Source organism: Verrucosispora sp. WMMA2044, from assembly GCF_027497155.1.
Lineage (GTDB): Bacteria > Actinomycetota > Actinomycetes > Mycobacteriales > Micromonosporaceae > Micromonospora > Micromonospora palythoicola.
Genome location: NZ_CP114913.1, coordinates 931,784 through 946,093 on the forward strand (window position 1 = coordinate 931,784; position 14,310 = coordinate 946,093).

The 14,310-nt window shown below is 72.1% G+C and carries 11 protein-coding genes; 4 read left to right on the forward strand and 7 right to left on the reverse strand.

The features are described 5' to 3' along the window. Positions 1-34: 34 nt before the first annotated feature. Positions 35-1,174 carry a site-2 protease family protein gene (locus O3597_RS04305; RefSeq protein WP_164449532.1) on the reverse strand — a complete coding sequence of 380 codons (1,140 nt, stop codon included), beginning with the start codon at positions 1,172-1,174 and terminating at the stop codon, positions 35-37. Between the two features lie 80 nt (positions 1,175-1,254). After that, entirely contained in the window at positions 1,255-1,455 is a 201-nt protein-coding gene (locus O3597_RS04310; RefSeq protein WP_281603303.1) for a hypothetical protein, read from the reverse strand. A 73-nt stretch (positions 1,456-1,528) separates the two neighbouring features. Here O3597_RS04310 and O3597_RS04315 point away from each other — a divergent pair, with 73 nt between their 5' ends. Continuing rightward, positions 1,529-3,637 carry a prolyl oligopeptidase family serine peptidase gene (locus O3597_RS04315; protein WP_281603304.1) on the forward strand — a complete coding sequence of 703 codons (2,109 nt, stop codon included), beginning with the start codon at positions 1,529-1,531 and terminating at the stop codon, positions 3,635-3,637. Between the two features lie 87 nt (positions 3,638-3,724). On the opposite strand, the gene O3597_RS04320 is transcribed toward O3597_RS04315, so the two are convergent. Next, positions 3,725-4,579 (reverse strand): L,D-transpeptidase family protein, encoded by an 855-nt coding sequence (locus O3597_RS04320; protein WP_281603305.1) that lies wholly within the window; start codon positions 4,577-4,579, stop codon positions 3,725-3,727. A gap of 254 nt (positions 4,580-4,833) precedes the next feature. Then, positions 4,834-6,282: an alpha-amylase family protein gene (locus O3597_RS04325; RefSeq protein ID WP_164449536.1), complete on the reverse strand. Its 1,449-nt coding sequence runs from the start codon at positions 6,280-6,282 to the stop codon at positions 4,834-4,836. A 254-nt stretch (positions 6,283-6,536) separates the two neighbouring features. Between O3597_RS04325 and O3597_RS04330 the strand changes: the two genes are divergently transcribed. From O3597_RS04330 to O3597_RS04340, 3 genes are all read left to right on the forward strand, one after another. Continuing rightward, entirely contained in the window at positions 6,537-8,324 is a 1,788-nt protein-coding gene (locus O3597_RS04330; protein ID WP_281603306.1) for a ferric reductase-like transmembrane domain-containing protein, read from the forward strand. Beyond that, the gene (locus O3597_RS04335; protein ID WP_281603307.1) at positions 8,321-9,787 is read left to right on the forward strand and encodes an NADH-quinone oxidoreductase subunit NuoF family protein; all 1,467 of its coding nucleotides are present in this window, start codon (positions 8,321-8,323) and stop codon (positions 9,785-9,787) included. The genes O3597_RS04330 and O3597_RS04335 overlap by 4 nt, the downstream gene beginning before the upstream one ends. A 62-nt stretch (positions 9,788-9,849) precedes the next feature. Further along, on the forward strand, positions 9,850-10,437 hold the full coding sequence (locus tag O3597_RS04340; RefSeq protein WP_164449538.1) for a redoxin family protein: 588 nt from the start codon (positions 9,850-9,852) through the stop codon (positions 10,435-10,437). 125 nt (positions 10,438-10,562) lie between these two features. On the opposite strand, the gene serS is transcribed toward O3597_RS04340, so the two are convergent. The 3 genes from serS to O3597_RS04355 all read right to left on the reverse strand — a co-directional run bounded on the left by serS (position 10,563) and on the right by O3597_RS04355 (position 14,291). Continuing rightward, a complete protein-coding gene (gene serS, locus O3597_RS04345; protein ID WP_164449539.1) occupies positions 10,563-11,840 on the reverse strand; it encodes a serine--tRNA ligase in 1,278 nt (425 codons plus the stop codon). Positions 11,841-11,941: 101 nt separating this feature from the next. After that, on the reverse strand, positions 11,942-13,033 hold the full coding sequence (locus tag O3597_RS04350) for a MerR family DNA-binding transcriptional regulator (RefSeq protein WP_281603308.1): 1,092 nt from the start codon (positions 13,031-13,033) through the stop codon (positions 11,942-11,944). A 67-nt stretch (positions 13,034-13,100) separates the two neighbouring features. Next, positions 13,101-14,291 carry a saccharopine dehydrogenase NADP-binding domain-containing protein gene (locus O3597_RS04355; RefSeq protein WP_269737669.1) on the reverse strand — a complete coding sequence of 397 codons (1,191 nt, stop codon included), beginning with the start codon at positions 14,289-14,291 and terminating at the stop codon, positions 13,101-13,103. Positions 14,292-14,310 lie beyond the last annotated feature (19 nt).

Sequence of the window (14,310 nt, forward strand, 5' to 3'; positions counted from 1 at the left end):
GTCGCGCTCGTGACTGAGTCAGCGCAGTCGGCGGTCAGCGGCCGGTGGTGAGCTGGTCGCGCATGCTGCTGCGCTGCACGGCGCGGCTGATGTCGCTGGGGGAGACGATGCCGACCAGGCGGCCGTCGGTGACCACCAGCGCCCGGCCGTCGGCGCACTCGCTGAGCCGGGGCAGCAGGTCGGTCAGCGGCTCGTCGGGGGAGGCGAGCACCAGGTCGTCGGCGCGGCAGGCCACCGCCGCCAGGGTGGTGCTGCCCCGCTCGCCGGACGGCACGCCGCGTACCCGGTCGAGGGTGACCAGCCCGACGGGCCGGCCGTCCTCGATCAGCGGCAGCGCCGTGTGCCGGTACGCGAAGAGGTAGTTGTCCACGAAGTCGGCCACCGTCAGCTCGCCCGACGCGGTCTGCGGCTGCGGGGTCATCACGTCGGCGACCCGGACGCCGCGCAGCGCGTCGCCCACCCTGGCCTGCCGCTCCTCCATGGTGGCCGCGCCGATCAGGAACCAGCCGATCAACGCCAGCCACAACCCGCCGACACCGGTGCCGGTGAGGAACCGCCACAGCCCGAACCCGATGAGTGCCAGGCCGAGGATCCAGCCGGCCCGGGCCGCCACCACCGTGGCGCGGGTCCGGTCGCCGGTGGCCTTCCAGACGGCCGCCCGCAGCAGCCGCCCGCCGTCCAGTGGTGCCGCCGGCAGGATGTTGAACACGGCCAGCAGCAGGTTGATGCCGCCGAGCCAGGCCATCACGCCCAGCAGCAACCCCTGCACCCCGGCCAGCGCGAGCAGCGTCGCGATGGCACCGAAGAAGACGCCGATGATCAGACTGACCAGCGGGCCGATCCCGGAGATGCGCAGCTCGGCACCGGGGGAGCGGGCCTCGCCGCGCAGCTCGGCGACCCCGCCGAACAGCCACAGGGTGATCCCCTGCACGCCCAGGCCGTTGCGCTTGGCCACCACCGCGTGGGACACCTCGTGGGCGAGCAGGCCGAGGAAGAAGACCACCGCGGCGGTCAGCCCGGCCAGCAGGTACGCGACCACGGACCGATCCGGGTACGACTCGGGGAACAGATTCGCCGACAGCCCCCACCAGATCAGCGCGAAGATGACCAGGACACTCCAGTTGACCCCCACCGGTACGCCCACGATCCGGCCGAGCCGGAAACTCGCCCTCATGTGTCGGTCATACCCCGGCAGCCCGTGCCCATGCCAGGGCCGAACGTCACCGATCCGCTGCGTCGTCCATTTCCGTGCCGTCAGCGCGAGCGGGTGGCTGCCTCCGGCCGGCGGCTGAGCCGCTCAGTCGGCGGTGCCGGGCGACTCACGCGGCGTCCGGTCTGGTGTTCGGCCTGGCCGGTGAGATCCGGCAGGCCGCCGCTCTTGAGCCAGCCGGCGAACTCACGTCGCTTCTCCCGGTCGACCGCGGCCTTCAGCGCGGCGTTGACCGTTCTGGACATGGTCGCTTGGGAGTCGCCATGTCGACAGCAGGGCGGGTCGGGTACCGCGTCGTGGTTCGGCGATAGTTCGAGGGTGGCGATCTCGACCGACGACAACGATGACTCGTACCTCTGGTTGGAGGACCTGGACGGCCCGGAGGCTGCGACGTGGGTCCGGCAGCGCAATGCCGAGACCGTCGCGGCGCTGACCGCCGGCCCGCAGTTCGCCGCCCGTCAGGCCGAGATCCGGCAGGTGCTCGACGCGGACGACCGCATTCCGTACCCGGCGTGGCGCGGCGACGGCTTCTACTACGACCTGTGGCGCGACGCCGCCCATCCACGCGGGCTGTGGCGGCGTACGACGCTCGACCAGTACCGCCGCTGTGAGCCGGAGTGGGACGTCCTGCTCGACCTGGACGCGCTGGCCGAACGGGAGGGCGAGAACTGGGTCTGGGGTGGTGTGGCGACCCTGCCGCCGCAGCACCGACGCTGCCTGGTCAGGCTGTCCCGGGGCGGCGCGGACGCGGTGGTGGTACGCGAGTACGACCTGATTGATCGGACCTTCGTCGACGGCGGGTTCACGGTCGCCGAGGCGAAGACCGATGTCTGCTGGATCGACGCCGACCACATCTGGATCGGCACCGACCTCGGCCCGGGTTCGCTCACCGACTCCGGGTATCCACGGGTGGTGCGCCGGTGGCGGCGCGGCACGCCGCTGACCGAGGCCGACATCGTCTACGAGGCGTCCACCACCGACATCGGGGCGTACGGCTGGCGTGACCTGACGCCCGGGTTCGAGCGTGACTTCGTCACGCGCACCGTGGATTTCTACCGGTCGGAGAGCTATCTGCTGACCGGGGCGGGGGAGCGGATCCGGATCCCGGTGCCCGAGGACGCCGACTGGGACGTACACCGGGAGTGGTTGCTGGTCCGACCGCGTACGCCGTGGCAGGTGGGCGACCGGACCCACCCGGCGGGTGGGCTGCTGGCGATGCGGTTCACCGGCTTTCTCGCGGGTGACCGGGATTTCGACGTGCTTTTCGAGCCGGACGATCGGACCTCGCTCAGTGGGTACACCTGGACCCGCAACCACCTGGTCCTGACCACCCTCACCGATGTCCGCAGCCGATTGGAACTGCTCACCCCCGATGAGGGCGGCTGGCGGCGTGAACCGCTGCCCGGGGTGCCGGTGGACCAGGAAAGTTGCGTCGTGGAGACGGATCCGGACCGGGACGATGCCTACCTGATCGCCTCGGAGGGTTTCCTCCAGCCGGCCACGCTGCGGCTCGGACGGGTCGGCGGCGGCGTCGAGACGCTCAAGCGGGCACCGGCGTTCTTCGACCCCGACGGCCTGGCGGTACGCCAGTTCTTCGCCACCTCCGCCGACGGCACCCGGGTGCCGTACTTCGTGGTCGGAGATCCGGCCGCGCCCGCCGGGCCGACGCTGCTGCACGGGTACGGCGGCTTCGAGGTGTCGCTGACCCCCGGCTACGACGGGATCGTCGGCCGGGGGTGGCTGGCCCACGGCGGCACCTACGTGGTCGCGAACATCCGGGGCGGCGGGGAGTACGGCCCGCGGTGGCACCGGGCCGCACTGCGAGCCGACCGAATCCGCGCCTTCGAGGACTTCGCGGCCGTGGCGACCGACCTGGTGAGCAGGGGCATCACCACGCCGGCCATGCTGGGCATCGAGGGCGGCAGCAACGGTGGCCTGCTGATGGGGGTGATGCTGACCCGCCATCCGGCGCTCGTCGGCGCCGTCGTCGCGAACGTCCCGCTGCTGGACATGCGTCGCTACCACCGGCTGCTGGCCGGCGCCTCCTGGATGGCCGAGTACGGCGACCCGGACGTCGCGGAGGACTGGGCCTTCCTGCGGGACTACTCGCCGTACCACAACGTGCGCAGTCCCGAGCGGTACCCGCCGGTCCTGTTCGTCACCTCGACCCGCGACGACCGGGTCCATCCCGGACACGCCCGGAAGATGACCGCCCGGCTGCGCGAGCACGGCCACGATGTGTCGTACTACGAGAACGTGGAGGGCGGGCACGGCGCGGCGGCCAACAACGAGCAGCGCGCCTTCATCGAGGCGCTGTCACTGGAGTTCCTGTGGCGGCGGCTGGCCCCGTCACCCGACGGATTACCGCGCCAACCGCTCCGACCGCACGAACAGACCTCGGTCCCGGACGGTCGACCGCGAGGCTGAAAGCTGGGCCAGCACAGTCGAGAGCCCTGGCAAACGCGTCGCGTACAGGTCGGCGGGAGCGGGACGGCACGCTAGCGGGGCGTGGGCTCAGGCGGTGGGTGGTGGGTCGGGCAGTTCGTCGATGACGACCACCGGCGTGCCCGGACGCAGCTTCTCCAGTAGCAGGCGCTGGCCGCTGGCGGTCAGTCGGATGCAACCGTTGGTGGTCTGCTGACCCAGCTCGCCGTCGTGGTACCAGGTGTGGATGCCGATGTGTGCGCCGCGCAGTCCGGCCGGCACCGAGTCCAGATCGTCGGGGATCGAGCCGAGGGCGTAGATGTCCACCCCGCCGTAGACCGACTCCGGCGGTGGGGTGCGGCCCAGCACGAAGGTCCGGCCGAGCGGGGTTTCCTGGCCGCGCTGGCCGAGACTGACCTGCCAGGAGCGCTGCGCGGCGCCGTCGCGGTACCAGGTGAGTCGGAACGGGGTTCGTTCCACCACGATCTGGTCGCGCAGCGCGACGGTACGGAAGCCGCCGGGTGGTAGCCAAGCCAGTTTGCGGTTGGCCGAGGGCAGCAGCACCGCTGTCCAGCCGGACTCGCGGCGGGCGATCGGCACGGTCAGTTCCACCTCGCTGATCGTCGGCATCAGAAACGCCAGCGGCCGCCCGCCGGGCGCGTCGTACGCCGCGATCCTGCGGGTCGGGTGCAGGCCCTGGGTCAGCGGTGCGGCGTCGAGGGCGTCCGGGTCGTCGGGAAAACCTGCGGGAGCGGGGTCGTAGTCGATCTCCGGCAGCCCGTCCGGTGCGGGCGCGGCGGGCAGCACCCGCTCGGCGTCCGTGGACGGCGGCACCTCCGCGGTCGGCAGCACCGCCCCGGCGGTTGGCCCGGCGACCGGCGTCGTCTCGGGGGCCGGAGTCAGCGCCCACCCGGTGTACGCGGCCCCACCCATCAGCACCGCCACGCCGACCCCGACAGCGACCCCACGCCGCCCCCGCGACCCCATAACCCCCAAAAACCCCACCCGCCCACCATACCCCCAAAACCCCCCAAACCTCCCCAAAAACCAACCCTCCCAGCACCCCCGCCTCCCGCCCCCGCCCGCCGCGTTGATCAAGAAGTTTGGGTCGGGATGCCGGCGCGAGGCGACCGAAACTTCTTGATCAACAGCGGTGGTCGGGCGGGGTGGGGGTGGGGGTGGGGGGTGGGTGGGGGGTGTTAGGGGAGGCGGGCGTTGAGGTGGAGGGCTATGGCGTCGTGGGCGGGGATGTTGGCGGCGAACCAGCCGTTGGCGTCGACGGTGATCACCGGGCCGGAGCAGGTGCCGTTGGTGAAGGTGCCGTGGATGACGTCGCAGTAGCGGCCGGCGGGCAGCCCCGTGTAGTAGGAGCGGCCGTTGATCGCGGAGCCCTCGTCGTTGATGGTGATGTAGCCGCGGCCGGTGCGGCTGAAGGCGATGTGGTTGTTGCCGTTGTCGTACCAGTTGCTGACCCCGGTGCCCTCGGTGGCGTTGCGGAAGCCGACCATGTTCGCGATCACCGGCCAGCGGTGCTCGCACTCCCACCCGGAGTAGCAGACCGTGTTGAGCGTCTTGTTGCCGCCATCCGAGGGCGGGCCGGCGTCGCGGCTGCTGAAGGTGTAGCTCGACATCACCGTCGGGGAGCCGTACGGCCAGGCCAGCATGAACGCGTTCGCGAGGGCGTAGATACCCCGGTCGCGGTAGGTGAGCACACCGCCGTCGTCGCGTTGGGTGTCGTGGTTGTCCACGAAGACCGAGGAGACGCCGGTGGGCAGGTGTCCCCAGCCCTCGCCGAAGTTGCGCAGGTACGCCAGCCGCTCGGAGCGGAACACCCGGGCCAGGTCCTTGCCGTAGCGGAACTCGTGCACGTCACCGTTGCCGGTGTACTCGTTCGGCGTGATCGGCTCGCCCGCGCCGTAGATGACCTCCTGCACGATGTACGCCGACCGGCTGAGCCGGCTGCGGATGTTGGCGATGTCGGCCGCCGGCATGTGCTTGCTGGCGTCCAGCCGGAAGCCGTCCACCCCGAGCGACAGCAGGTCGTTGAGGTACGCGGCCAGCCGGGAGCGGACGTAGTCGGACTCCGTCTTCAGGTCGGAGAGGTTGACCAGCTCGCAGTTCTGCACCTCGTAGCGGTCGTTGTAGTTGACGATGTCGTTGTTGCCGTTGCGCCCGCAGTAGTGGAAGTCCTGCGACTGGTAGATGCCGGGGTAGACGTGGTGCTGGTAGGACGAGCCGGCCCACCCGGTGCCGCCGCCCGTCTGGCCGGACATGTGGTTGATGACCGCGTCGACGATCACCTTCACGCCGGCCGCGTGGCAGGCGTCGACCATGGACTTGAACTGTGCGCGGGTGCCCTTGCGGGATTCGATCCGGTAGCTGACCGGCTGGTAGGCCACCCACCACTGGTTGCCGCGTACGTGCTCCTGCGGTGGTGAGACCTGGACGTAGCCGTAGCCCTTCGGGCCGAGGGTGCTGCCGCACTCGCTGGCGACGGAGGGCCAGTTCCACTCGAAGAGGTTGGCGATGACCTTCTTGCCGCCGCTCGGGGCGGCGACGGCCGGGGGTGCGGTCACCATGCCGGGGGCGAGGAGACCGGCGATCAGGGCGAGGGCGACGATCGCCGGGCGGAGTCGACGTCGATGCATCGGGTGCTCCAGGGGTGCCGGGGGACGGGGAGGTGGTGCGGGTTGCCCGGACCTTGCAACCGGGACTGAAAATTTCAGAAAGGTTACAAGCCGATTTCAACGCCTGTCAATGCACTGGTGTGGACGGTCGGCGCGGGGCCGTTATACGCGCCGGGCGGCGGGGCGGTTCGACAACTCGGCGAGATTTTTTCTTACGACACTGATCCGACCGGAGCCGCGCTGCGTACTGGAATGGGGAACAGGGTCGGCCGGCGGTGCGCCGCCGCGAGACGATCGAGGAGCAGATGGTCCGGGCTACGCAGAACGAGAAGGCAGCTGCCGTACGTACCAGCAGCAGCAGTCGAGGGATCCGCGTCCGGTCCCGCGGCCAGATCATGGCGCTCTCCGCGTCCGGGCTCGCCGCGTTGTGGGCGTTGACGATGCTCACCGGCGCGGGCCAGAAGATGTACGCGATGGGCTTCTTCTTTACCGAGTTCTTCGCCGGCGTGATCGCGCTTGTCGCGCTGAGCCTCACGGTGATGATGGGGCTGATCGCCACCGATCGGCTGGTGCTGCTCATCCGGCACCGGGTGCTGTTGCAGTCCGCGCACCGGGCGACCGGCATCCTCGGCGTGGCCGGACTGGCCTTCCACGTCATCACGAAGATCGCCAGCGGTCGGGCGGGGGTTACCGACGCCGCCGTGCCGTTCGTCGGTGGCCGAGGCCTCTACGTCGGGCTGGGCACCATCGCCGCGCTGCTCATGGTGGGTGTGCTCTGGACCGGGATCATCCGGGCCCGGTTCGCCGACGCCGGTCCGAAGTGGGTGTGGCGTGCCCTGCACTCCATGGCGTACGTCTCCTGGCCGTTCGCCATCTTCCACGGTCTGCTCGCCGGCCGTCCGCCCGCCACCTGGGTGGGCCTGAGCTACTTCGCCTGCGTGGTGCTGGTCGTGCTCGCCCTGATGGTCCGTCTCTCGGTCACCCTGCAACGGCGCAGCCGCGAGCAACAGCAGGCCGCGGTGCTGAACGAGGTCATGAGCGGGGCCAAGTCCACCGAGGAGACCCGGGGCAAGTCCCTGCTGGGCACCCTGACCGGCCGGCGCGAGGAAGCCGACGACGGCGGGGAGAAGCGGGTCCGCCGCGACACGAGCTGGGCCGACAGCACCTCCGGGACCTGGGCCAGCCCCACCATCCGGCGCAACGACCCGGAACGGTTCACCGTGCCGGTGGTCCCCGAGCCGGGCACGCTGCGCGAGCCCGTCCGGTCCGGCCGGGACCGTCGCGACGAGGAGTTCGAGCCGGTCGTCCGGCGTGCCTCCCGCCGCGAGGAGGAGGAACTGGAGCGCGTCGTACGCCGCGAGACCGAGGTGCTGGAACCGGTGGCGCGCCGGCGCCGCGACGCCGAGCCGGTCAGCCGGCGTGCCTCCCGCCGCGACGAGGAGCTGGAGACCAGCGGGCGGCGTACGGCGCGGGTCGAAGAGGACCTGGAGCCGGTGGTACGCCGGTCGCGGCGCGACGAGGAACCGACCGGCCGCCGGTCGCGGCGCGAGGAGGAGCGCGAGCCGGTGGGCCGCCGCGTGTCCCGTCGCGACGAGGATCTGATGGAGTACGAGGAGCCGGTGCGTCGCCGCCGCCGCGACTCCGACGACGAGGAGGAGTACGGCCGCTCCCGCCGCTCCCGGACCGACAGTCGGTACTCGGCACCACCGCAGCGCGTGGTCGACGAGCCGGAGGAGCCCTGGGACAGCCCTCGCCGGTGGGAGTCGAGCAACCCGATCTCGGCCGGCCCGATCTCCGGTGCACCCATCTCCGCCGAGCCGCGTAGCGGCGGAGGGCGACACAGCGCCGAGGACGACCTGCCGGAGGCGGAGACCGACTACTGGCGCCCGCCGGCGCGGTACGCCCCGGACGACGTGGCCGACGACGACACTCCCACCCTGGTCGACCTGGCCTCCCGGCGTGCCCGCCGGGCCTCGTCGGCGGAGAGCCGGCGCCGCCGCCGGGCCGATCCGGATTCGGTGGACGGCGCCTACTGGGCCGGGCTGCGGGGCGAGGCCAAGTGACGACGCGGACCACCGTTCCTCCGGTGGCCGCCGTCGGTGAGCCCCGGCTCACCGCGGGGTTCGCCGAGTTCGGCCGGCTCGACCTGCGCGCCCACGAGAAGGTGCACGGCCCGATCAGTCCGATGGAGCCGTCCAACCTGCTGCGTCTGGCCGAGGGCATCCAGCTCAAGGGCAAGGGCGGGGCCGGCTTCCCGTTCGCTCGCAAGCTGCGGGCGGTGTTGGAGTCCTGTGAACGCCAGGATCTGCCGCCCGTGGTGGTGGTCAACGCCACCGAGGGCGAGCCGGCCAGTTGGAAGGACAAGGTCCTGCTCACCCGGGCGCCGCACCTGATCCTCGACGGTGCCGCGCTCGCCGCGTTCGCGCTGGACGCCGAGGAGATCGTGCTCTGTGTGGCCGACGACATGGTCGGCCGGGACTCCCTGATGGAGGCCCTCGACGAGCGCCGGATGCCGGTGCCGACGAGCGTCGTGACGGTGCCGCACCGGTTCATCAGTGGTGAGGGCGGCGCGCTGGTGAACGGGATCAACGGGCTGCCGCACATCCCGCCCGGCACCAAGAAGCGTGCCAGCGACTCCGGTGTCGGTGGGCTGCCGACCCTGCTGTCGAACGCCGAGACGTACGCCCAGGTGGCGGTCGCCGCCCGGCTGGGCCCGTACGAGTACGCGGCGCTCGGCACCGACGACGAACCCGGCACGGTGCTGCTCAGCGTCACCGGCGCGGCGAAACGCCACGCGGTGGTGGAGTGCGCGGCCGGCACCCCGTTGGCCGAGATCCTCGAACTGTGCGAGGTGCCGGACGGCCCCGGCATCCTGATGGGCGGCTACCACGGCAAGTGGACCACCCGGGAGGCGGCCGAGCGGGCCGAGGTCTCCCGCAAGGGTCTCGCCGCGGTCGGTGGCACGCTCGGCGCCGGCATCATCGTCCCGCTCGCCGACGACACCTGCCCACTGGGCGAGGCAGCGCAGGTGGTGCGTTACCTGGCCGGGGAGTCCGCCGGGCAGTGCGGCCCGTGCAAGCGCGGGCTGCCCGACCTGGCCCGCGCCGTCGACCTGGCGGTTTCCGGCAGCGCGCCGGTGGAGGTCGTCCGGGCCGCCGCCGGCGACGTCAAGGGCCGTGGCGCGTGCAGCCACCCCGACGGTACGTCCCGATTCGCGCTCTCGGCGATGGAGGTCTTCGCCGAAGACCTGAAGAAGCACACCACCGGTGAGGGCTGCGGTCGGCGGGTCAAGGGCATGATGGGCCTGCCCGGCGCTCCCGATCCCGACCCGCAGAAGCTGGTCCTGGACTGGTCCCGGTGTGACGGGCACGGCCTCTGCGCCCATGTGGTGCCGGACTTCATCCGGCTCGACCAGAACGGATACCCCGCGTTCCCGCCCACCCCCGTACCGACCTGGTTGCGGGAGGGCGCGGTGAAGGCGGTGAAGGTCTGCCCGGCGTTGGCGCTGCGGCTGACCCAGGCCTGAGCCCGCCGACCGTGGCGGCTCCGCTGCCCGGCTGACGGGTGAGCGAATCGAGGGAGACGCGGATGGGGTCGCTTTCACCGACGGGGCGGTCAACCGGGGCGGCCACCGCCGTCCTGCTCGCCGCCGTGCTGGCCACCGCCGGATGCGGTGCCGGTCCGGACGCCGGGGCGGCCCCGCCGGCCGGTGGCCCGCCGGCCACCACCGTCGACACCGCGTCCCCGTCGACCGGGCCGACCGTGCCGGTACCGGACACCCTGCGGTTCACCGGCACCACCCTGGGCGGCGCGGCCTTCGACGCCGCCGCCCTGGCCGGCCTGCCGGTGGTGCTCTGGTTCTGGGCACCCTGGTGTGCCACCTGCGCCAGCCAGGCGTGGACGATCGCCGAGATCGAGCCCGGCTTCCGGGAGACCGTGCCGATCATCGGTGTCGCGGGACTCGGCGAACGCAAGGCGATGACCGACTTCGTCACCGAGTTCGAACTGGGCCCGATGCCGCAGATCGAGGACCGTGCGGGGACGATCTGGCGCCGCTTCGAGGTGGTCGAGCAGAGCACCTTCGTCATCATCGACCGCGACGGCCGAATCATCCACCAGGGCTGGCTCGACGGCGAAGACCTGACCCGCCGAGTAACCGCCCTAGCCGCCACCTGACCCCGGCCCCCACCCCAGGTCCCCCCCCCGCCCCTCCGCGTTGATCATGAGGTTGACGGCACTGTCGATCTCCAAAAGTGCCGCAAACCTCATGATCAACGTGAGTAGATCAAAGGGTCAGAGGGTCAGGGGGTCAGGCGGTCGGTGTTGAGGCGGGGGCGGAGGACTTCGGGGACCAGGACCGAGCCGTCGGGCTGCTGGAACTGTTCCAGGATGGCCGGGAGGAGGCGGCTGGTGGCCAGGGCCGAGCCGTTGAGGGTGTGCACGAAGCGGGTCTGCTTGCCCCCCGGCTCGCGGTAGCGGATCGCCGCCCGGCGGGCCTGGTAGTCACCGCCCCAGGAGACCGACGAGACCTCCTTGTACTTCCCGGTGCTGGGCATCCACACCTCGATGTCCAGCGTCTTACGCATCGAGGCGCTGGAATCGCCGGCCGCGAGCAGGCTGCGCTGGTAGTGCAGACCCAGCCCTTCGACCAGGCTCTCCGCATGGCTGACCATCTGCTCCAGCGCCGCGTCGGCCTGCTCGGGCAGGGTGAACTGGAAGATCTCCACCTTGTTGAACTGGTGGCCCCGCACGGTGCCCCGCTCGTCGGAGTGCGAGCCGGCCGCCTCGCGCCGGTAGCACGGGGTGTACGCGAACACCTTCAGCGGCAGCTTCGCGGTCTCCAGGATCTCGTCCTGGTACGCACCGAGGATCGCCGTCTCCGCCGTCGGCAGCAGGAACTGTCCGCGCGGCGCGGACTGCTTGTCCAGGTGGTACACGTCGTCGTAGAACTTGGGGAACTGGCCGGCGGCGAAACCGGCGCTGTCCAGCAGCAGGTGCGGCGGCAGGAGGAACTCGTACCCGGCCTCGATGTTCCGCTCGATCAGCCAGTTGACCAGCGCCCACTCCAACCGGGCACCCAGGCCGGTGTACATCCAGAAGCCGGAGCCGCCGAGCTTGACGCCGCGTTCGTGGTCGACCAGACCCAGCATCCGGCTCAACTCGACATGGTCGCGGACCTTCTCGATGGCCGGTGGCGCACCGAAGGTCTTCACCACCCGGTTGGCCTCCTTGCCGCCGGGCACCACGTCCTCGGCCGGCAGGTTGGGCAGCTCGCTCATGGTGGTGTGCAGCCGCGCCTGCACCTCGTCGAGTTCCGCCTCGAGTTCGGCGACCTGCTTCCGACCGGCCTCCGAGGTGACCTGCGGCTCGACACCGGCCCGTTTCGCCTGCGCGTACGCCCGGGCCTCGGCCTTGCGGCGCTGGCGTTCCCCGTCGATCTCCGTGATCAGCCGGCGGCGCTCCCGGTCGAGCTGCTGGATCTCCGCCAGCACCCGGTCGACCTCGGCGGCGTCCAGCCGCTTCGCCAGCGCGGCCGCCACCGCGTCGCGATCCTTCCGGATCAACTCCATGTCGAGCATGCTGCTCCGTACGCCTCCGTCCGGGCTCGGGTGGACCTCCAGATGCTACCGTCGCGCCCGAATCGCCCCGCCTCCCGCACCCGCTTCCCCGGATCCGGCGGTCAGAGCCGGATCGGCATCAGGACGGAGAAGGCGGCCGGATCGTCGGGGCGGCGGATGGCCAGCGGGGTGACCGGGCCGTCCAGTTCCAGCACCAGGCGCGGGCCACCCGCCGCGCGCAACGCGTCGAGCAGGTACTCCCCGTTGACGCCGACCCGCAGCTCCACCTCGGCCCGACCGGCACCGCTGTCGGCCAGTTCGTCCGGGCCGAGCAGGCGTAGCGGGTCCCGGCCACCCAGCCCCAGCACGGTCACCGGCAGCGGGCCGCCCGCGTGTTCACGGGTCACCGTGGGGGTGCCGGAGCGCAGTGCGGCGACCAGCCACGGCGCGTCGACCGGCACCCGGCGGGCCGGCGCGCCCGTCGTTCCCGGCAACAGGGCGTGGTAGTCGGGGAAGTCGTACGGCAGGGTCGTCACCCGCAACCGACGCCTGGCGACGTCGGCGACGACCTGCCGGCCGACCAGCGTCAGCCGCACCTCGCCGGTGGCCGCCTCGCCGGACAGCCGGCGCAACCGGTCGACGGCGGCCACCGGCAGCAGCGCCCGCACCGCCGGACCGCGTACCGCCGCACCGGCCGTCGCCACCGCCATCCGGTGCCGGTCGGTCGCCACCAGCCGGACACCCTCGTCGGTCACGTCGAGCAGCACACCGGCCAGTCCCGGCAGCGCCGGGTCGGTGCCGACCGCGAACCGCACGGCGTCCACGGCGGCGGACAGTTCCTGCCCGGCCAGGACGAGCCGGGTGACCTGCGGGGCATGGTCGGCGGTGAGCAGGCGACGGATCCGGGCGGCCTCGGCACGCGCCTCGGCCAGCCCGTCCGCCAGCCGCCCGAGGTGCGACTCGATCAGGCGGTGCACCACCGGAGGTTCCGCGCGTACCGCCCGGGCGATCTCGGCGACCGGCAGGCCGATCCGACGCAGCCCGGCCACCAGCTGGGCCGGTGCCACCTGGTCGTCGGCGTACCAGCGGTACCCGGTGACCGGATCGACCCGGACCGGGATCAGCACCCCGGCGGCGTCGTAGAACCGCAGCGCGCTCACCGTCAGCCCACTGGCCCGGGCCAGCTCTCCGATGCTGCGCAGGTCACTGTCCACGGCCCGATCCTGCCCCCTCGACCTGGTCGAGGGTCAAGCCCGACCGGCTCGCGGGGCCCGGCAGAGGTCAGGAAGGCGCCGTTCCTTCCTCCAACGTCCGGAAGGTGATGCCGGCGGCGGTGAGTCGGTGCAGCAGCGCGTCGCCCATCGCGGTGACCGGTGTGACCTGACCGGCGGTGGCCGGCAGGTCGTCGCAGGCCAGGCAGAGCGCCGACTCGGCGAGCATCTTCGCGGTCTCGTCGTAGCCGGGGTCGCCGCCGGCCACCTCCGTCACCACGCGGCGACCGCCGCCGACGCCGACGAACCGCACTCTGAACCACGACTTCGCCCGCTGCTCGGCGCTCGGTCCCTGCCCGGAGGCGAGCCGACCGAGCAGCCAGCGTCGGGTCGGCGGCAGCTTCACCAGCCCGACCACGGCACCGAGCCCCGCGCCGGCGGCCAGCACCGTCGGCAGCCGCCGCACCGCGGCGAAGTGCCGGTAGCGGAAGTCCGGACCGTACTCGGGGCGGGCCGCCGCCGAGCGGCGGACCACCTGCGGGTCGATCGTCGGCAGCGGCACCGCCCAGACCGGCAGGTCCCGCGAGCGGGCCAGCCGGCCCGGCACGGCCCGGACCCGGCGGTCGGTGGGGCGAGGCTCGGCGGCGCGGCGTTCGCGGGCCGCCCGCGACGCCTCGGCGGTACGGGAGAAGGCGGTCAGCGCCGAGTGGTACGTACCCGCGGAGAACCGCCCGCCCGCACGTACGTACCCGTCCACGGTTATCGCGGCGTCGGCGGGAAGCTGTTTGACGGTGAACCAGACACCGAGGTCGTGCGGGATCGAGTCGAAGCCGCAGGCGTGCACCAGCCGAGCGCCGGTGCGTACCGCCTCGGCGTGGTGGCGCAGGTACGTCCGATCGACGAACTCCGGCTCGCCGGTGATGTCGAGGTAGTCGGTGCCGGCGGCGGCGCAGGCGGCCACCAGCGGTTCACCGTGCTGGACGTACGGGCCGACGGTGCTGGCCACCACCCGGGCGTCGGTGGCCACGGCGCGCAGCGAGGCGGGGTCGGTGACGTCGGCGGTGAGCAGCGGCAACCCGGCCAGCGACGGATCGATCGCGGCCAGCTGGTCCCGGACCGTGGCCAGCTTGTCGGGATTGCGCCCGGCGATCGCCCAGCGCAACCCGGGCGGCGCGTGCCGGGCCAGGTAGCGTGCGGTGAGCCCGCCGGTGAACCCGGTCGCCCCGAACAGCACCACGTCGTACGACCGTTGGGCAGCCATCCCGCGATCATGCCATCGT

Excerpts from the sequence above, each read along its gene's own strand:
- O3597_RS04305 (WP_164449532.1), bottom strand. The coding sequence starts at position 1,174 with ATGAGGGCGAGTTTCCGGCTCGGCCGGATCGTGGGCGTACCGGTGGGG.
- O3597_RS04310 (WP_281603303.1), bottom strand. The coding sequence starts at position 1,455 with ATGTCCAGAACGGTCAACGCCGCGCTGAAGGCCGCGGTCGACCGGGAG.
- O3597_RS04325 (WP_164449536.1), bottom strand. The coding sequence starts at position 6,282 with ATGCATCGACGTCGACTCCGCCCGGCGATCGTCGCCCTCGCCCTGATC.
- O3597_RS04340 (WP_164449538.1), top strand. The coding sequence starts at position 9,850 with ATGGGGTCGCTTTCACCGACGGGGCGGTCAACCGGGGCGGCCACCGCC.
- serS (WP_164449539.1), bottom strand. The coding sequence starts at position 11,840 with ATGCTCGACATGGAGTTGATCCGGAAGGATCGCGACGCGGTGGCGGCC.
- O3597_RS04355 (WP_269737669.1), bottom strand. The coding sequence starts at position 14,291 with ATGGCTGCCCAACGGTCGTACGACGTGGTGCTGTTCGGGGCGACCGGG.